Source organism: Streptomyces sp. NBC_00454 (assembly GCF_041434015.1).
Lineage (GTDB): Bacteria > Actinomycetota > Actinomycetes > Streptomycetales > Streptomycetaceae > Streptomyces.
Window position 1 is genome coordinate 2,144,814 of the sequence record NZ_CP107907.1, and the last position, 19,964, is coordinate 2,164,777.

Consider the following 19,964-nt stretch of genomic DNA (forward strand, 5'->3'; position numbering starts at 1 on the left):
GTCGCGGAGCGCCGGCGCTAGGTGGTACGTGTGGCTGGCTCGGACGTGCTGCCCGTAGGTGACGTGCTGCCCGTAGGTCAGGTCAGGTGCGCCGTCGGGGCAGGTACGTCGTCAGGCAGGTGCGTCGTCAGGCAGGTACGGCGTCAGGGCATGTGCAGCGTGACGGCGCTCTGGAGCAGCTCGGGGGCCGTCCAGGTGGAGCGGGTACCGGCGTACGCGGTGCCGAAGTCGGCGGTGCCGAGCAGGAGCTGCTTCTTGGTGCCGGTGGGCGCGGTGACCGGGGCCACGACTCCGGAGGGCGCCTTGACGGTGACGTCCTTGCCGATGCGGTAGGCGGTGACCTGGTTGTTCGCGACCGCGGCGTCCCAGGCCGCACGGCGCTGGAGCTCGACGCCGGTGTCCTTCATGCTCTGGTTGACGATCGGCGCGCTGGGCGCGTAGAGCGTGCGATAGGTGTCGAGGACCTGGTTGAGCACCGGGTAGAGGGTGCGGTCCTCGGCGAGGTTGCTCTGGTGCACGTAGTGCGGGCGCGGGTCGTTGTTCAGGACGTGGCGCAGAGCGGTGGTGGTCTCGGCCGGAACGATGTAGTTCAGGTAGCCGGTGCCGGCGTCGAGCGGGGCCGGCAGGCAGGTGGAGGTGCCGGGGTTGTCCTCGCAGATGCCGCTGCCGCCGTCGGCCCGGCTGGTGTAGATCCAGTTGTACTCGTCGGCCATCTCCGAGTTGGTGCCCGTGTTGTAGTACACGTTCATCGGGTACCGGGGGACGGTCAGCGCGGCTCCGACCGCCCGCTGCGCGGGCTCGCGGGAATTGTCGCTGCCCGCCCACTTCACGCCGTTGTCGGCGAGCGCGCCGGCCAGGTTCGGGTTGTCCTGGGCCTGCTGCGGAAGGGTCTTGAGGCCGGAGTGCTCACCGGTGACCAGTTCGGTGCGGTCGGTGGTGATGCCCTTGGACGCGGCCCAGTTGTTGTTGTCGCGGATCTGCGCCGAGATGTCGGCGCGGCTCATCCAGTTGATCGCGCCCGCGGCGTTCTTCGTGCAGGTCCACGGGACGGTGGTGGTGTCCTGGGTGCAGCCGAGGAACAGGTGGGTGTAGGTGTGGTTCATCCACCGGTACTTCGCCTTGTCGGCGACCAACTGGGCGGTCAGCGCGTCGGTGTTGCCGTTCTCCGTCTTCCACTCCTCGCCCGCACCGGCGTTGAAGAGCAGGTCGAGCTTGAAGTTCTTCTGCGTCTGCCACTGCGCCAGGTACACGGCGTCGGCGGCCGACATCCGGATCGTGGACTCCTTGCCCTCGCCGCCCGCGCAGGCGTAGTCGCCGGGGGTGCAGTTGAGGTCCTTGCTCCAGCGGGCGTCCGGGGCGAAGACGTCGTCGACGTGGACCGCGAAGTACTGGCGCTCCTGGCCCAGGTGCACGCCCTGGGTGACCCACTCGACGATGCCGCGCGCCAGCAGCCGGAACTGCTGCTGGTACTGGTTGTAGCCGAAGGTGACGACCAGTTCGCTGCGCCCGTCGTGGGTGTACTCGCCGACGAGCGAGGCCCGGCCGGTGCCGCCCGGGACGGGGGCGTCGATGAGGCTGGTGTAGCCGGTCCGCGGCTTGGCCATGAACCCGTAGCTCTCGAGCACCAGCGGCGAGTTGTCCTCGAAGGGGACCGTCCCGCCCAGGTAGCCGAAGGGGCCCGTCTTGCCCGCGGCGGTGACGGCCGCCTGGGTGCCGTCGAGGGTGCCGCCGTAGCCGCCGTTGTCGGTGTACTCCAGCCCGACCTCCGGGTGCGCCCAGGTGTAGGCGTCCACCTGGCGGATCGCGTACGTGGTCTCGTACGCGGTGAGCGCGGCCATCTCGGCCGAGCCGGCGCCGAACGGGTTCTCGTTCGGCAGCACCACGCCCTGGAACTTGGCGCGCGGCCGGCCGTCGACCGTGTCGGCGAGGAACGCCGCGTTCACGACCGGGCGACTTCCGCTGCTCAGGTCCACCCGGGTGTACGGAACCCCGGTGTCACGCAGTTCCGCCGTGATCGCCTGGACCGAGCTGCCGCCGTCGTCGACGACGAGCACCCTCAGGTCGATGCGCGGAGTCACGGCCGCCTGCGCGGCGACTCCGGGTACGGCCACGGACGCTATCGCAGCCGCGAAGCACACAGCGGCGAGCCTGTTCGTCCGGTTCTTCTTGACCATGTCGGCCTTTCCCCCCGCAGGCTTCCTCGACTACGGCCCCGTGGCGGTCGGCCGGGCCGGGGAAGCTCTGTGGAAATGATGCAAAGGAACCCCGCGTCCCCTTGCGAGAGTGGCCCGAGTCTTTCGGACCTCGTCAGGTCTAAGGGGCAAACCTGGAACAGAGGCCACAGATGGGTGAACCTGAGAGCCTCTTGATCGAACAACTTGCCAAACCTTCGAGTGACGTGCGGACGAGTGCGGACGCGTAGGCTCATTTCCGGTGGCCATCGGGCCCGAATACGATCGCTACGGATGGCCGTCCACCCACTCGGCCCACACCTCCAAAACGGAAGCGAGACTTCACCACCGTGACTGCTCTGACTCTCAGCACTGCCGGACCGGCGACGCTGCGTGCCGACGCCCTCGTCGTCGGCGTAGCGAAGGGCCCCAAGGGCCTCGTCGTCGCCGCGGGCGCCGAGGCCGTGGACAAGGCCTACGACGGAAAGCTCGCCGCCGTGCTCGACGCGCTCGGTGCCTCGGGCGCCGAAGGCGAGACCACCAAGCTGCCGGCTCCCGACGGCCTGAAGGTCCCGGTCGTGCTGGCGGTCGGGCTGGGCTCCGTCCCCGAGACGGACGAGTCGTACGACGAGGAAGTGCTGCGCCGCGCCGCCGGCGCCGCCGCCCGCGCGCTGCACGGCTCCAAGAAGGCCGCCTTCGCCCTCCCCCTCGACGACGCCTCCGCCGTCACGGCCGTGGCCGAGGGCGCGCTGCTGGGCGCGTACGCCTTCACCGCCTACCAGGGCGGCGAGAAGAAGGCCGCCGGCGCCAAGAACGGCGGCCCGAAGCTGCCGCTCGCCGAGGTGGCCCTGCTCGGCGCCAAGCCGCGCGACAAGGAGCACAAGGCCGCGGCCGAGCGCGCCACGATCGTCGCGACCGAGGTCAACATCACCCGCGACCTGGTCAACACCCCGCCGAACGACCTGACCCCCGAGGCCTTCGCCGCGGTCGCCTCCGCGACCGCCAAGGAGAACGGCATCAAGGTCCAGGTCCTGGACGAGAAGGCGCTGATCAAGGGCGGCTACGGCGGCATCATGGGCGTCGGCAAGGGCTCCGAGAACCCGCCGCGCCTGGTGAAGCTCTCCTACACCCACCCCAAGGCGGAGAAGACCCTCGCCTTCGTCGGCAAGGGCATCACCTACGACTCCGGCGGCATCTCCCTGAAGCCGGCCGGCCACAACGAGACGATGAAGTGCGACATGGCCGGCGCCGCCGCCGTCTTCGCCTCCGTCGTCGCGGCCGCCAAGCTCGGCCTCCAGGTCAACGTCACCGGCTGGCTCGCGCTCGCCGAGAACATGCCCTCCGGCTCCGCCACCAAGCCCGGCGACGTGCTGCGCATGTACACCGGCAAGACCGTCGAGGTCCTCAACACCGACGCCGAGGGCCGTCTGGTCCTCGGTGACGCGCTGGCCAAGGCCTCCGAGGAGAACCCGGACGCGATCGTCGACGTGGCGACCCTGACCGGTGCCATGGTGCTGGCCCTGGGCGACCGCACCTTCGCGGTCATGTCCAACGACGACGCCTTCCGCACCGCGGTCCACGAGATCGCCGAAGAGGTCGGCGAGGCCTCCTGGCCGATGCCGCTCCCGGCGGACCTGCGCAAGACCATGGACTCCCCCACCGCCGACATCGCCAACATGGGTGTCCGGATGGGCGGCGGCCTGATCGCCGGCCTCTTCCTCCAGGAGTTCGTCGGCGAGGGCATCACCTGGGCCCACCTCGACATCGCGGGTCCCGCCTTCCACGAGGGCGCCCCGTACGGCTACACCCCCAAGGGCGGCACCGGCTCGGCCGTGCGCACCCTGGTGCGGCTGGCCGAGCGCACCGCCACCGGCGACCTGGGCTGAGGCCCTGACGCCCACCGGCCGGTAACCGCCACCCAGCGGGCGGCAACCCTCCGGTCACCGTGCGGGCCCCGGACCTGGTCGGTTTTCCCGATCAGGACCGGGGCCTGTTCACTCTCAACGAAATCCGTAGGTTTCTACGCCGTGGTAACCCCCGGTTCGGACAGATCGACCGTCCACAGGGCGGGCCCGCCGTCCCGCGTTCCCCCGACAAATGCGAAGATGGGTTCTCGGCAGGACAGGGCCCCCACCACAGGGCCGAAGAAACAAGCGGCCGTATACCAGCCGCCGCCCGGTCACAGAGGACCGGTGCTCGGCGCACATGCATGGAGGACGTGACGTGGCGAACGACGCCAGCACCGTTTTCGACCTAGTGATCCTCGGCGGTGGCAGTGGCGGTTACGCCGCAGCGCTGCGCGCATCCCAGCTGGGTCTGGACGTTGCCCTGATCGAGAAGAACAAGCTCGGCGGCACCTGCCTGCACAACGGCTGCATCCCCACGAAGGCTCTGCTGCACGCGGGCGAGGTCGCCGACTCGGCTCGTGAAGCCGCCCAGTTCGGTGTCAAGACCACCTTCGAGGGTATCGACATCGCGGGTGTCAACAAGTACAAGGACGAGGTCATCTCGGGCCTGTACAAGGGCCTGCAGGGCCTGGTCGCCTCTCGCAAGGTGACGTACATCGAGGGTGAGGGCCGCCTCTCCTCGCCGACGTCCGTCGACGTGAACGGCCAGCGCATCCAGGGCCGCCACGTCCTGCTGGCGACCGGCTCCGTGCCGAAGTCGCTGCCGGGCCTGAACATCGACGGCAACCGGATCCTCTCCTCGGACCACGCGCTGGTCCTGGACCGCGTGCCCGAGTCCGCGATCATCCTGGGCGGCGGCGTCATCGGCGTCGAGTTCGCCTCGGCGTGGAAGTCCTTCGGTTCCGAGGTCACCGTCATCGAGGGCCTCAAGCACCTCGTGCCGGTCGAGGACGAGAACAGCTCGAAGCTTCTTGAGCGCGCGTTCCGCAAGCGCGGCATCAAGTTCAACCTCGGCACCTTCTTCGACAAGGCCGAGTACACCGAGAACGGCGTACGGGTCACCCTCGCCGACGGCAAGACCTTCGAAGCCGAGGTGCTGCTGGTCGCCATCGGCCGCGGCCCGGTCTCGCAGGGTCTGGGCTACGAGGAGCAGGGCGTCGCGATGGACCGCGGCTACGTCCTGGTCGACGAGTACATGCAGACCAACGTGGCGACCATCTCGGCGGTCGGCGACCTCGTCCCGACCCTCCAGCTCGCGCACGTCGGCTTCGCCGAGGGCATCCTGGTCGCGGAGCGTCTGGCCGGTCTCAAGACCGTCCCGATCGACTACGACGGTGTCCCGCGCGTCACGTACTGCCACCCCGAGGTCGCTTCCGTGGGCATCACCGAGGCCAAGGCCAAGGAGATCTACGGTGCGGACAAGGTCATCGCCGCGAAGTTCAACCTCGCGGGCAACGGCAAGAGCAAGATCCTGAAGACCGCGGGCGAGATCAAGCTCGTCCAGGTCAAGGATGGCGCAGTGGTCGGCATCCACATGGTGGGCGACCGCATGGGCGAGCAGGTCGGCGAAGCCCAGCTGATCTACAACTGGGAAGCCCTGCCGGCCGAGGTCGCGCAGCTGATCCACGCGCACCCGACCCAGAACGAGGCCCTCGGTGAGGCGCACCTCGCGCTGGCCGGCAAGCCGCTGCACAACCACGACTAATCGTCACGGGCGCGACGACCACTTCCGCACATTCGTTAGGAGCAACTGAAACCATGTCGGTTTCCGTAACCCTTCCGGCGCTCGGAGAGAGCGTTACTGAGGGCACTGTCACCCGCTGGCTGAAGGCCGAGGGCGAGCGCGTCGAGGCCGACGAGCCGCTGCTCGAGGTCTCGACCGACAAGGTCGACACCGAGATCCCGTCCCCCGTGTCGGGCATCCTGGCCTCCATCAAGGTCGCCGAGGACGAGACCGTCGAGGTCGGCGCCGAGCTGGCCATCATCGACGACGGCTCGGGCGCGCCGGTCGCGGCTGCCGCCCCGGCCGCCGCCGTCGCCGAGACGGTCGTCGCCGAGGCTCCGGCCGCGCCGGCTCCGGTCGCCGAGGCCCCCGCGGCCGCGGCTCCCGCCGCCGCTCCGGCCGCCGCCGGTACCGATGTCGTACTCCCCGCCCTGGGCGAGTCCGTCACCGAGGGCACCGTCACCCGCTGGCTGAAGCAGGTCGGCGAGTCCGTCGAGGCCGACGAGCCGCTGCTCGAGGTCTCGACCGACAAGGTCGACACCGAGATCCCCGCCCCGGTCGCCGGCGTCCTGCTGGAGATCCTGGTCGCCGAGGACGAGAACGCCGAGGTCGGCGCGCGTCTGGCCGTCATCGGCGTGGCCGGTGCCGCCCCCGTGGCCGCCCCGGTCGCCGCCGCTCCGGCTCCGGTCGTGGCTGCCGCTCCGGTCGCCGCCCCGGCTCCGGTCGTGGCCGCCCCCGCGGTCGCCGCCCCGGTGGCTGCCCCGGTCGCCGCTCCGGCTCCCGTGGCCGCTCCGGCTCCGGTCGCCCCCGTGGCCCCGGCCGCCCCCGCCGCCGCGGTTTCCGCCGGTGACGAGGGTGCGTACGTGACCCCGCTGGTGCGCAAGCTCGCCTCGGAGTCCGGCGTCAACCTGTCCGCGGTTTCCGGCACCGGTGTCGGTGGCCGCATCCGCAAGCAGGACGTCCTGGCCGCCGCCGAGGCCGCCAAGGCCGCCGCTGCCGCCGCTGTGACTGCCGGGGGCCATGCTGCTGCCGCTCCCGCCGCCAAGGCTCCGGCCGCCGCGGTGTCCGAGCTGCGCGGTCAGACCGTCAAGATGACCCGCATGCGCAAGGTCATCGGCGACAACATGATGAAGGCCCTGCACTCGCAGGCTCAGCTCAGCTCCGTGGTCGAGGTGGACATCACCAAGATCATGAAGCTGCGCGAGAAGGCCAAGGCCTCCTTCCTGGCCCGCGAGGGCGTCAAGCTCTCGCCGATGCCGTTCTTCGTCAAGGCCGCTGCCCAGGCGCTGAAGGCCCACGCGGTCGTCAACGCCCGGATCAACGACGACGAGGGCACCATCACCTACTTCGACTCGGAGAACATCGGCATCGCCGTCGACTCCGAGAAGGGCCTGATGACCCCGGTCATCAAGGGTGCGGGCGACCTCAACCTGGCGGGCATCTCCAAGGCCACCGCCGATCTGGCCGGCAAGGTCCGCGGCAACAAGATCACGCCGGACGAGCTGTCGGGCGCGACCTTCACCATCAGCAACACCGGCTCGCGCGGTGCGCTGTTCGACACGGTCATCGTGCCCCCGAACCAGGCCGCCATCCTGGGCATCGGTGCCACGGTGAAGCGTCCGGTGGTCATCGAGACCGCCGAGGGCACCGTCATCGGCGTCCGCGACATGACGTACCTGACCCTGTCCTACGACCACCGCCTGGTGGACGGCGCGGACGCGGCCCGGTACCTCTCGGCCGTCAAGGCGATCCTCGAGGCCGGCGAGTTCGAGGTCGAGCTCGGTCTGTAAGGCTCACCGCGACAGCAGCTGTCGTGCACGGCGCCCCCGCCCGGGATTCACCTCCCGGGCGGGGGCGCCGTCGTCATACCGGGAAGGGCCTCTGCGGGCCCTTCCCGGGCCGCCTGTAACCAGCCTCACCCTGCGCCCCTGACCAGGAACGCAACGCGGCGAGCGGCGCCGCCGTATTGTCTACGCATCAGGCACCGCATGCCCCTGCACACCCATCAGGAGATGAAGCCCCGATGATCACCCCACCCGTCGTGCACTCGCTGCGCGAGCAGATCCGCGAGCACATCGTGGAGGGGATCGTCAGCGGGCGCTGGAAGCCCGGCGAGCGGATCGTGGAGCGCCGGATCGCCGTGGAGCTGGAGGTCAGCCAGACGCCCGTGCGCGAGGCCCTGCGCGAGCTGGAGACGCTGCGGCTGATCGAGTCGGCGCCGAACAAGGGCGTGCGCGTACGGAACCTGTCGGCGGCGGACCTGGAGGAGATCTACCCGGTCCGGGCGGGCCTGGAGCAGATCGCGGCCGAGCTGGCCGCGCCCCGGCTGGCGGCCGACTGCACGGCCCTGGAGCCGCACGTGGCGGCCCTGTGGGAGGCCGACCGCAGCGCGGACGGCACGGCGCAGGTGCGGCACACGGTGGGCTTCCACCGGGAGATGGTCCGGGCGGCCGGGAACAGCGTGCTGCTGCACACCTGGGAGTCCCTGGGCATCGAGGTCTTCACGGCCCTGTCCATCCGGTGGCTGGGCACAGTCCAGAAGTCCTACGCCGAGGAGCACGAAGCCCTCGTAGAGGCCTTCCGGAACCAGGATCCGGAGATCGGTCTGCTCGTGAAGCGGCATGTCCTCGGGTGTGCGCCCCGGGCTTGATCCCGCTCCCCTGGCCACCCCCCTATGGCTGATACCCCCCTATTTGCAGGTCGGTTTGTACCGTTTTACCCGGCACCGGGTGCCTTGTTTCATGGCACCCGGTGCCGACTTTTGTCATATGGACATTTCTTCGCCACTTTCATTTGATCGATCATCGATCAGCGCCTTACAGTCATCGCGGACCCCACCCGGGTCCAACGACCCTGTCCTGCCCGTCAGGGATTTCTTCACCACCTCTCCTTTGTCCGGAAGGCGGCGCACACCGATGTCCGACCCCGTAGGAAAGCTTCCGAGCGAGCTCGACCAGCTCCCGGACCGCGACACCGAGGAGACCGCCGAATGGGCGGCCTCCCTCGACGCAGTCGCCAAGGCCGCCGGTACGCGCCGCGCCGAATACCTGCTCCGTCGCACCCTCCAGCACGCCGAGGCCGCCGGCCTCGCGCTGCCGAAGCTGCTCGAGACGGACTACGTCAACACCATCCCCACCGCCTCCGAGCCGGAGTTCCCCGGTGACGAGGCGATGGAAGCCAGGATCACCGCATGGAACCGCTGGAACGCGGCCGCCATGGTGACCCGCGGCTCCAAGTACGGCGTCGGCGGCCACATCGCCACCTTCGCCTCGGCCGCGTGGCTGTACGAGACCGGCTTCCAGCACTTCTTCCGCGGGAAGGAGGCCGACGGATCGGGCGACCAGCTCTACATCCAGGGCCACGCCTCCCCCGGCATCTACGCCCGCGCGTTCCTCGACGGACGCGTCTCCGAGCAGCAGCTCGACCACTTCCGCCAGGAAGCCGGCGGCCAGGGCCTGCCGTCCTACCCGCACCCGCGGCGCCTGCCGTGGCTGTGGGAGTTCCCGACGGTGTCCATGGGCCTCGGCCCGCTCTCGGCGATCTACCAGGCGCGGTTCAACCGCTACCTGCACAACCGGAGCATCAAGGACACCGCCAACTCGCACGTCTGGGCCTTCCTGGGCGACGGCGAGATGGACGAGCCCGAGTCGACCGCCGCCCTGGCCCTCGCCTCCCGCGAGCAGCTCGACAACCTGACCTTCGTCATCAACTGCAACCTGCAGCGCCTCGACGGTCCGGTCCGCGCCAACTTCCGCGTGGTGCAGGAGCTGGAAGCCCAGTTCCGCGGCGCCGGCTGGAACGTCATCAAGTCGCTGTGGGGCTCCGCCTGGGACGAGCTGTTCCAGCTCGACACCACGGGCGCCCTGGTACGCCGCCTGCGCGAGGTACCCGACGCGCAGTTCCAGACGTACGCGACCCGCGACGTGGCCTACATCCGCCAGCACTTCTTCGGCGTCAACGCCGAGCTCGTGCAGCTGGCGGGCGTGCTCTCCGACGCGAAGATCGCCGAGTGCTTCCACACCTCCCGCGGCGGCCACGAGCCCCGCAAGGTGTACGCCGCGTACAAGGCCGCCCTGGAGCACAAGGGTGCGCCGACGGTCATCCTCGCGCAGACCGTCAAGGGCTACACGCTGGGTGCCGGGTTCGAGTCGAAGAACGCGAACCACCAGATGAAGAAGCTGACGATCGACGAGTTCAAGGACATGCGTGACCTCCTTGGCCTCCCGATCCCGGACAGCGCCTTCGCCGACGGCCAGGTCCCGTACGGCCACCCGGGCGCGAACAGCCCCGAGGTGCAGTACCTGAACGAGCGCCGCGCGGCGCTCGGCGGCCCGGCCCCGGCCCGCAAGGTCAAGCACGTGGCCCTGCCCGCTCCGGCGGACCGTTCCTTCGCCCCGCTGCTCAAGGGCTCCGGCAAGCAGGAGATGGCCACCACCATGGCCTTCGTCCGGCTCGTCAAGGACCTGATGCGGGACAAGGAGACCGGCAAGCGCTGGGTTCCGATCGTCCCGGACGAGGCCCGTACCTTCGGTATGGAGTCCCTCTTCCCGTCGGCCGGCATCTACTCGCCGCTGGGCCAGACGTACGAGCCGGTCGACCGCGACCAGCTCATGTACTACAAGGAAGCCAAGGACGGCCAGATCCTCAACGAGGGGATCACCGAGGCCGGCGCCATGGCCGACTTCATCGCCGCCTGCACGTCGTACGCGACGCACGGCGAGCCGATGATCCCCTTCTACATCTTCTACTCGATGTTCGGCTGGCAGCGCACCGCCGACCAGATGTGGCAGCTCGCCGACCAGCTCGGCAAGGGCTTCATCGTCGGCGCCACCGCCGGCCGCACCACCCTGACGGGTGAGGGCCTGCAGCACGCGGACGGCCACTCGCACCTGATCGCGTCCACGAACCCGGCGTCGCTCAACTACGACCCGGCCTTCGCGTACGAGATCGCGGTGATCGTCAAGGACGGTCTGCGCCGGATGTACGGCGAGAAGCCGGAAGACGTCTTCTACTACCTGACGGTCTACAACGAGCCGAAGGTCCAGCCGGCCATGCCGGAGGGCGTGGAAGAGGGCATCCTCAAGGGCCTCTACCGCTTCAACACGGCGGCGGACCTCGCGGAGGCGGCCCCGGCCGCCGATGCCCCGAAGATCCAGCTGATGGCCTCCGGTACGGCGATCCACTGGGTCCTCGACGCCCAGAAGCTGCTCGCCGCCGACTGGAACGTGGCCGCCGACGTCTGGTCCGCCACCTCCTGGGGCGAGCTGCGCCGCGACGCGCTGGACTGCGACGAGGCCCTGCTGCGCGGGGAGATGCGTACCCCGTACGTCACCCGCGCGCTGGAGGGTGTCACCAGCCCGGTGCTCGCCGTCTCCGACTGGATGCGTCAGGTCCCGGACCAGATCAGCCAGTGGGTCGAGCAGGACTACACCTCGCTGGGTACGGACGGCTTCGGTCTGTCCGACACCCGTGAGGGCGCCCGCCGCCACTTCGGTGTCGACGCCCAGTCGATCGTGGTGGCCGCGCTGGCCCAGCTCGCCCGCCGCGGCGAGGTACCGGCGTCCTCCATCAAGGAAGCCCGGGAGCGCTACGGCCTGTAAGGCGCGAGCGATCCGACCGTGAGGCGGTCCGCCCCCGTGGGGGCGGGCCGCCTCACGGCGTTGCGGGCCGCGCCCCGGACCCGTACTCCTGGAGGGAGACCGCCCGGTCGTCGGCGAGCAGCTCCCCGAGGCGCGCGAGGTGGTCCGCGGCCATCCGGCGGCGGTCCTCGACCGCGGCGAGGCCGGCGCGGATCTCGGCCGCCTCGGCCCGGGCCTCGTCGACCAGTGCGGCCGCCCGGTGCTCCAGCTCGGCGGCCTTGGCCACCGCCTCTGCGAGCAGTCCCTCCGTCTTCCTGACCGCCTCCCGGCGCACCGTCGCGGCCACGACGCGGGCCTCGTCCATCAGCGCCACCGCCTGCCGGCCCTCGTCGGACCAGCTGAAGTGCTGCTTGCCCGCGATGCCCGGGATGTGCCGGAGTTCGCGGAGCACCCCGGCGGCACTCTTGGGCCGGTCCTCGGGGGACTTGCTCAGGAGCGCGGCGATCAGGGTGTCCAGCTCCTCGGGCAGGCCGCGCACCTGCGGGGCGAGGGCGGCGGGGGTCTCGGAGATCTGGCGGTGCAGGACGGCCAGCGGGCTGTCGGCCCGGAACGGGGGCTCCCCGGCCAGGCCGTGGTACATGAGGCAGCCCAGGGAATAGAGGTCGCTGCGCTGGTCGATGCCGGGCTCGCCGCGGGCCTGCTCGGGGGACATGTACTCGGGGGTGCCCAGGGTCGCGCCGGTGACCGTGCGTCCCGCGCGGTAGAGGGTCTCGCCCAGGAACTTGGCGATGCCGAAGTCGAGGACCTTGATGACACCGTCGGCGGTGAGGATCACGTTGGACGGTTTGATGTCGCGGTGGACCACGCCCCGCTCGTGTGCGGCGGCCAGTGCGGCGGCTACCTGTCCGGCCCAGTCGACGAGCACGTACCAGGGGACGCGGCCCGATTCCCGGAAGGCCTCCTGGAGGGTACGGCCGTCGAGGCGTTCCATGACCATGTAGAGGATGCGGCGGCCGCCGATCTCGGTCTCCCCGCAGTCGTGGACGGTCACGGTGTGCCGGTGGGGGAGGTTGCCGGCCGAGCGGATCTCGGCGAGGAAGCGGCTCTCGATCTCCTCGGCGTCCATGCCGGACAGCACGGGGACCGCGGAGACCAGTTTGGCGGCGACCCATCGCCGCATCCGCTCGTCCCAGGCGCTCCACACCTCGCCCATGCCCCCGCCGCCGAGGCGGTCCTCCAGCCGGTACCGGCCCTCCAGCATTTCCCCCCGCATCCGGGTCCTCCCCCGACTCGACGCCCGCGGTCCGGATCCGAGTATGGGGCCGTGCGGGGGGTGGCCACCGGCCTTTGGCCGTATGAGCGGTGGCGGCGCGGGGGTGGACCCGTGATGCTGGAGCGGTGATGGACGAGACGGAGTTCTGGGAGATCGTCGACCGTACCCGCGAGGCCGCCGAGGGCGACCCCGAGGAACACGCCGAGCTGCTCGTGGAGCGGCTGGCGCAGCTCGATCCGGACTCCGTGCTGGACTTCGCCCGGCACTTCGAGTCGCGGTACAACCGGGCGTACACCTGGGACCTGTGGGGCGCCGCGTGGGTGCTGCTCGACGGGGCGAGCGACGACGCGTTCGACTACTTCCGGTGCTGGCTGATCGGCCAGGGCCGGGAGGTCTTCGAGGGCGGGGTGCACGACCCCGACCATCTGGCGGAGCTCCTCGGCGAGTTCGACGAGGAGATCGACGGGGACGGCGAGGAGCTGGGGTACGCGGCCGACGAGGCCTACGAGCAGCTCACCGGGGCGGTCGCACCCGATCTGGGCATCCCCCTGCAGGCGGCGGAGCCGGAGGGCGCTGCGCTGGACTTCGAGAACGAAGCCGTGCTCGCGGAGCGCTTCCCCCGGCTGTGGGACCGTTTCAGGGGCTGAGGCCCCCGCGTCGCGTCAGTAGTGCGTGCCGCCGTCGATACGGATCTCCGTGCCGGTGATGAACGCACCGTCCTCGGAGCCCAGCATCGCGACGACGCCGGCCACCGTCTGCGGGCCGGCGAAGCCCTGGCCGAGGGCCGGGGCGAGCTTGGCGAACAGGCTCCAGTCGGTGTCCTCGGGCAGGCCGGGGCCGTTGCCGGTGGTCATGCCGCTCTCGATGGAGCCGGGCGCGACGGCGACGAAGCGCAGGCCCTGCTTGCTGTATTCGGCGGCCAGCGCGTGGGTCATGGACTGGATGCCGCCCTTGCTGGCCGCGTAGGCGGACATGTAGGGGTGGGCGAAGGACGCCGAGGTGGAGCTGAAGTTGACGACGACCGGCTGGTCGCCCTCCAGCAGCGCCGGGATCGATTCGCGGATGACCAGGAACGTACCGGTCAGGTTCACCGAGATGATCTTGTTCCAGAATTCGAGCGTGGTCTCGTGGGTGTGCGAGGACCGCAGGATGCCGGCGGCGTTGACCAGCACGTCGAGCCCGCCGAGGGCGGCCACGGCGGCGGCGATGCCGGCCTTCACGGCGGCCTCGTCGGATATGTCGAGCACCGAGGTGGTGAGGCCGTCGGCGCGGCCGTCGGCGGCGGCCTGCTCCGCGGTGGTCTTGAGACCGGCTTCGTTGACGTCCACGGCGTGGACGCGGCCGCCCTCGGCGAGGATGCGGTGGACGGTGGCCTGGCCGATGCCGGAGCCGCCGCCGGTGATGAGGACGCGACGTCCTTCGTAACGGTTCATGAGGACGAGCGTACTCCCGTCATGACACGTTTTGCCACCCTGTCAAAGCGTGCATTACCTCCTCGGGCTGAGGGTATTCTTCCCTCGTGAGATCCCCTCGTCCGTACTCTCCCCAGGCCGGCCCCGGAGCCCAGTCGCTGAACGAGCGCCGCAAGGCCGCCACCCAGCTCGACATCGCCCGCGCGGCCTGCGAACTCTTCGCCGAGCACGGCCCCGACGGCACCACCGCCGAGGACATCGCCCACCGGGCGGGCGTGGCGCTGCGCACGTTCTACCGCTACTTCCGCAACAAGCAGGAGGCCGTGGCCCCGCTGCTCGCGGGCGGCGGTGACGCCTGGCGCGCCCTGCTCGCCGAGGAAGACCCCGGCACCCCGCTCGCGCAGGCCCTGGAACGCGCGGTCACCCGCGCGCTCACCGAGCCCCAGGCCATCGACGAAGGCCTGGAGGTCACCCGCGGGCTGCTGCGCGCCGCCGCGACCGACGAGGCGCTGCGCGCCGTCTGGTACCGGGTCAACCAGGACTCCGAGGAGAACCTGGTCCCCGTGATCTCCCGCCTCGCCGGCCCGGACGCCGACCTCCTGTCCATCCGCCTCCTCGCGGCGGCGGCCACCGACGCGATCCGCATCGCCCTGGAACTCTGGTCCGCCACGGACGCCCCGCCCCTGGGCCCCGGCTCCCCCTCGGACCTGGCGCTCCGCTGCCTGCGCGACCTCACGGGCGCGATGCCGCTGCTGCGCCCTTCCCCCTGAGAGGACCCCCTTGCAGACCGAGACCACCTTCACCGCCGGCGGCACGAAGCACACGATCAGCCGGCTCGACGTCCAAGCGGCGTCGGCCCGTCTGGTGCCCGTTCACAGTGAGCACATGCCGAACAACTCGTGGTACGTGCTCGTCGGCACGGACCTCCACACCCCGGTCGACCTGGTCAACCACGCGTCTGGCAGCAAGCTCGACGACGTGGAACCCGCCCGCCGCATCCTGCACGATCTGGGCTTCCCGCTCTTCTGCCTGGCCTGGGGCAAACTCCTCAAGGGCCACCCCGAACACGCCGACTACTGAGTCGGCCGCAGGAACCGCTGCGACTTCTGCTCCAGATGCGCGGCGAAGAAGGCGGGGGCGTCGGGGCGCATCCGGGCCAGGGCGACCATCGCCGTCACGATGACGTCGGCGACCTCCGCCTCCACGTCTCCCCACGTGTGCGAGTTGCCCTTACGGGGATTGGTGCCCTTGGCTCCGATGACGGCCTGCGCGGCTTCCCCGAACTCCTCGCCGATCTTCAGGATCTGCAGCGTCACGCTCTCCTCCCGCCCCACCCCCCGCTCCCGGTCGTGCTCGTCGAACCGCGCCCCGAGCGCCCCGATGGTCTTCCACGTGTCGTCCATCCGCCGAACGTAGTGCCACACGACGGAGCCCCGCCCCCCTCTCGAAGAAGGGGACGGGGCTCCGGGGCGATCAGTGCGTCAGCACGGCACGGCTTAGAGGTCGAAGTAGAGCTCGAACTCGTGCGGGTGCGGGCGCAGCGCGATCGGGGCGATCTCGTGGGTGCGCTTGTAGTCGATCCAGGTCTCGATCAGGTCGGGGGTGAAGACACCGCCGGCCAGGAGGTACTCGTGGTCCTCCTCCAGGGCCTTGAGGACGTCCTCGAGGCTGGTCGGGACCTGCGGGACGCTCGCGTGCTCGTCCGGGGAGAGCTCGTAGAGGTCCTTGTCGATCGGCTCCATCGGCTCGATCTTGTTCTTGATGCCGTCGAGGCCGGCCAGCAGGAGGGCCGCGAACGCCAGGTACGGGTTCGAGGACGGGTCCGGGGCGCGGAACTCGACGCGCTTGGCCTTCGGGTTCGAGCCCGTGATCGGGATGCGCATGGCGGCCGAGCGGTTGCGCTGCGAGTACACCATGTTGACCGGCGCCTCGAAGCCCGGGACCAGGCGGTGGTACGAGTTCACCGTCGGGTTGGTGAAGGCGAGCAGCGAGGGGGCGTGCTTGAGGATGCCGCCGATGTAGTAGCGCGCCATGTCCGACAGGCCCGCGTAGCCGGCCTCGTCGTAGAACAGCGGGTCACCGTTGGCCCACAGCGACTGGTGCACGTGCATGCCCGAGCCGTTGTCACCGAAGATCGGCTTCGGCATGAAGGTCGCGGTCTTGCCGTTGCGCCAGGCGACGTTCTTCACGATGTACTTGAAGAGCATCAGGTCGTCGGCCGCGGCGAGCAGCGTGTTGAACTTGTAGTTGATCTCGGCCTGGCCACCGGTGCCGACCTCGTGGTGCTGACGCTCGACCTGGAGGCCCTGGGCGTCCAGCTCGAGGGAGATCTCGGCGCGCAGGTCGGCGAAGTGGTCGACCGGGGCTACGGGGAAGTAACCACCCTTGTAGCGGACCTTGTAACCACGGTTGTTCTCCTCGGAGCCCGTGTTCCAGGCGCCGGCCTCGGAGTCGATGTGGTAGAAGCCCTCGTTCGCGGAGGTCGCGAAGCGCACGCTGTCGAACACGTAGAACTCGGCCTCGGGGCCGAAGAACGCGGTGTCGGCGATGCCGGTCGAGGCCAGGTACGCCTCGGCCTTCTTCGCGATGTTGCGCGGGTCGCGGCTGTAGGCCTCGCCCGTGATCGGGTCGTGGATGAAGAAGTTGATGTTGAGCGTCTTGTCCTTGCGGAACGGGTCCAGGCGCGCGGTGGTGATGTCGGCGCGCAGCGCCATGTCGGACTCGTGGATCGCCTGGAAGCCGCGGATCGAGGAGCCGTCGAAGGCGAGCTCCTCGTTCGGGTCGAACGCGCGCCCCGGGATGGTGAAGTGCTGCATCACACCAGGCAGGTCGCAGAAGCGGACGTCAACGAACTTGACGTCGTTCTCCTTGATGTACTGCGTCACTTCGTCGGCGTTCTTGAACATCCAACTCCTCCTACTCCCGACCCCGGGGCAGGGGCGGGCTTTATAGCTAGTGGTGCGTCAGTGCGGTGCCGCACGCTGACCCGACCATAAGCAGACGGGGTTTCCCAAGCATGACCCATTTGTTTCGCACAAGTTAACCAGGGTCCCGGCGGAACGGCGCGAAGCAGCACGGGTACGGTGTTCGGGTGGACAAGAGGCAAGCAATCGGATCCTGGCTCTCCGGCCCCCGCGAGGCCGCCGAAGGAATGGGTGTCGACTTCGGATACCCCGGTAAGCAGCTGGGCCTGCCGCAGCAGGGGCCCGGCTCCGTGGCCCGTTTCGGGCGCCGCTTCGCGGCCCTGGTCATCGACTGGCTGGCCTGCCAGCTGATCGCATACGGCCTGATCACAGGCCGCGACTGGACCGGCGCGGGCAACTGGACGCTGGCCCTTTTCGTGGTCCTGAGCATCCTGACCATCGCCACCGTGGGCTTTACCCCCGGGAAGCGGATTCTGGGCCTCCGGGTCATCTCGCAGGACGGCGGCCCGCTCGGCGTCGGCCGCGTGGTGCTGCGCACCCTCCTGCTCGCCCTGGTGGTCCCGGCCCTGGTCTGGGACCGCGACGGCCGCGGGCTGCACGACCGCCTCGGCCGCGCCGTCCAGGTCCGGATCTGAACACGCGACTGAGCACACGCGTCTGAGCACACGCGACACGAACGCGAGGGCGCCCCGGGCCATCGGCCCGGGGCGCCCTCGCGTCGTTGTATACGAAAAGCTGGTCAGCGCATCTTTCCGCCGCGCGGCATGCGCATCCCCTTGGGCATCGGGCCCTTCGGGATGGGCATGTTGCTCAGCAAGTCGCCCATGGCCCGGAGCTTGTCGTTGACCTGGGTGATCTGGGGGCCCGAGAGCACGCGGGGCAGCTTCAGAAGGGTCGTACGGACCTTCTTGAGCGGCACCTCGCCCTCACCGGTACCCACGATGAAGTCGTGGACCGGGATGTCGGGCATGATCCGGGACAGCTTCTTCTTCTCGTTCGCGAGCAGCGCCTTCACCCGGTTCGAGTTGCCCTCACCGATCAGCACCACGCCGGCCTTGCCGACGGCCCGGTGGACGATGTCCTGCTGCTTGCTCATCGCGACGGCAGGGGTGGTGCTCCAGCCCCTGCCCACGTTGTCCAGTACGGCCGCGGCTGCGCCCGGCTGGCCCTCCATCTGCCCGAAGGCAGCCCGCTCGGCCCGTCGTCCGAAGACGATCGCCATCGCGAGGAACGCCACCAGGAAGCCCAGGATGCCCAGGTAGACCGGGTGGCCGATCAGGAAGCCGATCGCAAGAAAGACACCGAAGGTGACGATTCCCACGCCCGCGACGATCAGACCGACCTTCGGGTCGGCCTTGCGCGTCATCTTGTACGTCAGGGCGATCTGCTTCAGTCGCCCGGGGTTCGCAGCAGTCTCTGCGTTTGACTTCCTCGCCATGGAGCGAAGTTTACGTGGCCTTCTCGGTCCGGGTCGCCGCGGCCTCGAGTACGTGCTCGGTTTCGACCCGGTCCTGGGCCCTGCGGCGGTCTTCGAGCACCGCCGTCCAGGCGTTGCGGCGGGCGCCGCTCATGAGCAGCGACTCGATGCCCCGGAAGGCGTCGCCGACGGTCGGGATGGCGATGGCGCGTACGGGCGCGGCCTGCATGATGTCGATCCCTTTCACGGAGCTCACATGGGGCGTGCGGAGCGTGGTGCGGAGCGTGGTGCGCGCCGCGTGTGCACCGGCGCGTGCGCGGTGGCGTGCGCGGTGCGTCGAGCAATCGTCACTGATTGGTGTTACCAGGGCGTGACCGGCTGGTCAAACAGTGATGAAACATTTACGCGGCCCGCCGGACTCTTCCTTGAAGAGCCTAGGGGCCGCGTCGATGCGGTGTTACCCACCAGTAAGCATGTGTGCGCGAGTTCACACAGTCATGACGCCGTGCGTCCGGACCGTTCTCAGACCGAGGCGCGCTTCTCCATCGCCTGCTGGTACAGCCGTCCCGCGCGGTACGAGGACCGCACCAGCGGACCCGACATCACGCCGGAGAAGCCGATGTCCTCGGCCTCCTTCGCCAGCTCCACGAACTCGGCCGGCTTCACCCAGCGCTCCACGGGGTGGTGCCGCGCCGAGGGGCGCAGGTACTGGGTGATGGTGATGAGCTCGCAGCCCGCCTCGTGGAGGTCGCGCAGCGCCTGGCTGACTTCCTCGCGCTCCTCGCCCATGCCCAGGATCAGGTTGGACTTGGTCACCAGGCCGTAGGCCCGCGCCTGGGTGATGACGTCCAGCGAGCGCTCGTAGCGGAAGCCGGGGCGGATCCGCTTGAAGATCCGCGGCACCGTCTCGATGTTGTGCGCGAAGACCTCGGGGCGGGAGGCGAAGACCTCTTCCAGCAGCTCCGGGACCGCGTTGAAGTCCGGGGCGAGCAGCTCGACCTTGGTCTGCCCGGCCGCGCGCTCCGCCGTCTGCTGGTGGATCTGGCGCACGGTCTCCGCGTAGAGCCAGGCACCGCCGTCCGCCAGGTCGTCGCGCGCGACGCCCGTGATGGTGGCGTAGTTCAGGTCCATGGTGACGACCGACTCGCCCACGCGGCGCGGCTCGTCCCGGTCCAGCGCCTCGGGCTTGCCCGTGTCGATCTGGCAGAAGTCGCAGCGCCGGGTGCACTGGTCGCCGCCGATGAGGAAGGTGGCCTCGCGGTCTTCCCAGCATTCGTAAATGTTCGGACAACCGGCTTCCTGGCACACCGTGTGCAGTCCTTCGCCCTTCACCAGGGCCTGCATCTTGGTGTACTCGGGACCCATCTTCGCCCGGGTCTTGATCCACTCGGGCTTGCGCTCGATGGGCGTCTGGGCGTTACGGACCTCCAGGCGCAGCATCTTGCGTCCGTCGGGTGCGACTGCGGACACGACCGGCTCCCTGTGACTTCGATTCTTCGGCGCCCACCAGGGTACGCCCGTAATTCGTACGTTCTTACGTCGGCCAACCTGCGAGGGG

General features: G+C 69.7%; 17 protein-coding genes. 9 read left to right on the forward strand and 8 right to left on the reverse strand.

The window, feature by feature from the left end; genetic code table 11:
* Positions 1-143 precede the first annotated feature (143 nt).
* Positions 144-2,174, reverse strand: coding sequence for a hypothetical protein (locus OHU74_RS09965; RefSeq protein WP_371615548.1), 2,031 nt, complete (start codon positions 2,172-2,174; stop codon positions 144-146).
* Positions 2,175-2,521: 347 nt separating this feature from the next.
* Here OHU74_RS09965 and OHU74_RS09970 point away from each other — a divergent pair, with 347 nt between their 5' ends.
* From OHU74_RS09970 to aceE, 5 genes are all read left to right on the forward strand, one after another.
* Entirely contained in the window at positions 2,522-4,057 is a 1,536-nt protein-coding gene (locus tag OHU74_RS09970; protein ID WP_371615549.1) for a leucyl aminopeptidase, read from the forward strand.
* A gap of 337 nt (positions 4,058-4,394) precedes the next feature.
* Positions 4,395-5,783, forward strand: a complete 1,389-nt coding sequence (gene lpdA / locus OHU74_RS09975) for a dihydrolipoyl dehydrogenase (RefSeq protein WP_330296069.1) — start codon at positions 4,395-4,397, stop codon at positions 5,781-5,783.
* Between the two features lie 53 nt (positions 5,784-5,836).
* Positions 5,837-7,591 (forward strand): 2-oxoglutarate dehydrogenase, E2 component, dihydrolipoamide succinyltransferase, encoded by a 1,755-nt coding sequence (gene sucB / locus OHU74_RS09980; protein ID WP_371615550.1) that lies wholly within the window; start codon positions 5,837-5,839, stop codon positions 7,589-7,591.
* Positions 7,592-7,827: 236 nt separating this feature from the next.
* Entirely contained in the window at positions 7,828-8,451 is a 624-nt protein-coding gene (locus OHU74_RS09985; protein WP_371619630.1) for a GntR family transcriptional regulator, read from the forward strand.
* Between the two features lie 265 nt (positions 8,452-8,716).
* On the forward strand, positions 8,717-11,401 hold the full coding sequence (gene aceE, locus OHU74_RS09990; RefSeq protein WP_371615551.1) for a pyruvate dehydrogenase (acetyl-transferring), homodimeric type: 2,685 nt from the start codon (positions 8,717-8,719) through the stop codon (positions 11,399-11,401).
* A gap of 52 nt (positions 11,402-11,453) precedes the next feature.
* Here the strand turns inward: aceE and OHU74_RS09995 are convergent, their stop codons facing one another.
* Positions 11,454-12,653: a serine/threonine-protein kinase gene (locus OHU74_RS09995; RefSeq protein WP_371615552.1), complete on the reverse strand. Its 1,200-nt coding sequence runs from the start codon at positions 12,651-12,653 to the stop codon at positions 11,454-11,456.
* Between the two features lie 128 nt (positions 12,654-12,781).
* Here OHU74_RS09995 and OHU74_RS10000 point away from each other — a divergent pair, with 128 nt between their 5' ends.
* Entirely contained in the window at positions 12,782-13,300 is a 519-nt protein-coding gene (locus tag OHU74_RS10000; protein ID WP_330296072.1) for a DUF4240 domain-containing protein, read from the forward strand.
* A gap of 15 nt (positions 13,301-13,315) precedes the next feature.
* On the opposite strand, the gene OHU74_RS10005 is transcribed toward OHU74_RS10000, so the two are convergent.
* On the reverse strand, positions 13,316-14,086 hold the full coding sequence (locus tag OHU74_RS10005; RefSeq protein WP_371615553.1) for an SDR family NAD(P)-dependent oxidoreductase: 771 nt from the start codon (positions 14,084-14,086) through the stop codon (positions 13,316-13,318).
* Between the two features lie 86 nt (positions 14,087-14,172).
* Here OHU74_RS10005 and OHU74_RS10010 point away from each other — a divergent pair, with 86 nt between their 5' ends.
* The gene (locus OHU74_RS10010; protein WP_371615554.1) at positions 14,173-14,835 is read left to right on the forward strand and encodes a TetR/AcrR family transcriptional regulator; all 663 of its coding nucleotides are present in this window, start codon (positions 14,173-14,175) and stop codon (positions 14,833-14,835) included.
* 115 nt (positions 14,836-14,950) lie between these two features.
* On the forward strand, positions 14,951-15,145 hold the full coding sequence (locus OHU74_RS10015; protein WP_371615555.1) for a hypothetical protein: 195 nt from the start codon (positions 14,951-14,953) through the stop codon (positions 15,143-15,145).
* On the opposite strand, the gene OHU74_RS10020 is transcribed toward OHU74_RS10015, so the two are convergent.
* Entirely contained in the window at positions 15,139-15,468 is a 330-nt protein-coding gene (locus OHU74_RS10020; protein WP_371615556.1) for a MazG-like family protein, read from the reverse strand. The genes OHU74_RS10015 and OHU74_RS10020 overlap by 7 nt on opposite strands.
* Before the next feature lie 93 nt (positions 15,469-15,561).
* On the reverse strand, positions 15,562-16,971 hold the full coding sequence (glnA, locus tag OHU74_RS10025; protein ID WP_330296081.1) for a type I glutamate--ammonia ligase: 1,410 nt from the start codon (positions 16,969-16,971) through the stop codon (positions 15,562-15,564).
* A gap of 185 nt (positions 16,972-17,156) precedes the next feature.
* Here glnA and OHU74_RS10030 point away from each other — a divergent pair, with 185 nt between their 5' ends.
* Complete coding sequence (locus OHU74_RS10030) at positions 17,157-17,624, forward strand: RDD family protein (protein WP_330296082.1); 468 nt, start codon at positions 17,157-17,159, stop codon at positions 17,622-17,624.
* 104 nt (positions 17,625-17,728) lie between these two features.
* Here the strand turns inward: OHU74_RS10030 and OHU74_RS10035 are convergent, their stop codons facing one another.
* The 3 genes from OHU74_RS10035 to lipA all read right to left on the reverse strand — a co-directional run bounded on the left by OHU74_RS10035 (position 17,729) and on the right by lipA (position 19,876).
* A complete protein-coding gene (locus tag OHU74_RS10035) occupies positions 17,729-18,427 on the reverse strand; it encodes a DUF4191 domain-containing protein (protein ID WP_371615557.1) in 699 nt (232 codons plus the stop codon).
* A 10-nt stretch (positions 18,428-18,437) separates the two neighbouring features.
* The gene (locus OHU74_RS10040) at positions 18,438-18,635 is read right to left on the reverse strand and encodes a hypothetical protein (RefSeq protein ID WP_330300876.1); all 198 of its coding nucleotides are present in this window, start codon (positions 18,633-18,635) and stop codon (positions 18,438-18,440) included.
* 293 nt (positions 18,636-18,928) lie between these two features.
* The gene (lipA, locus tag OHU74_RS10045) at positions 18,929-19,876 is read right to left on the reverse strand and encodes a lipoyl synthase (RefSeq protein WP_371615558.1); all 948 of its coding nucleotides are present in this window, start codon (positions 19,874-19,876) and stop codon (positions 18,929-18,931) included.
* Positions 19,877-19,964 lie beyond the last annotated feature (88 nt).

Excerpts from the sequence above, each read along its gene's own strand:
- OHU74_RS10020 (WP_371615556.1), bottom strand. The coding sequence starts at position 15,468 with ATGGACGACACGTGGAAGACCATCGGGGCGCTCGGGGCGCGGTTCGAC.
- OHU74_RS09995 (WP_371615552.1), bottom strand. The coding sequence starts at position 12,653 with ATGCGGGGGGAAATGCTGGAGGGCCGGTACCGGCTGGAGGACCGCCTC.
- OHU74_RS09965 (WP_371615548.1), bottom strand. The coding sequence starts at position 2,174 with ATGGTCAAGAAGAACCGGACGAACAGGCTCGCCGCTGTGTGCTTCGCG.
- OHU74_RS10035 (WP_371615557.1), bottom strand. The coding sequence starts at position 18,427 with ATGGCGAGGAAGTCAAACGCAGAGACTGCTGCGAACCCCGGGCGACTG.
- aceE (WP_371615551.1), top strand. The coding sequence starts at position 8,717 with ATGTCCGACCCCGTAGGAAAGCTTCCGAGCGAGCTCGACCAGCTCCCG.
- OHU74_RS10040 (WP_330300876.1), bottom strand. The coding sequence starts at position 18,635 with ATGCAGGCCGCGCCCGTACGCGCCATCGCCATCCCGACCGTCGGCGAC.
- OHU74_RS10015 (WP_371615555.1), top strand. The coding sequence starts at position 14,951 with ATGCCGAACAACTCGTGGTACGTGCTCGTCGGCACGGACCTCCACACC.
- OHU74_RS10000 (WP_330296072.1), top strand. The coding sequence starts at position 12,782 with ATGGACGAGACGGAGTTCTGGGAGATCGTCGACCGTACCCGCGAGGCC.
- OHU74_RS10005 (WP_371615553.1), bottom strand. The coding sequence starts at position 14,086 with ATGAACCGTTACGAAGGACGTCGCGTCCTCATCACCGGCGGCGGCTCC.
- glnA (WP_330296081.1), bottom strand. The coding sequence starts at position 16,971 with ATGTTCAAGAACGCCGACGAAGTGACGCAGTACATCAAGGAGAACGAC.
- sucB (WP_371615550.1), top strand. The coding sequence starts at position 5,837 with ATGTCGGTTTCCGTAACCCTTCCGGCGCTCGGAGAGAGCGTTACTGAG.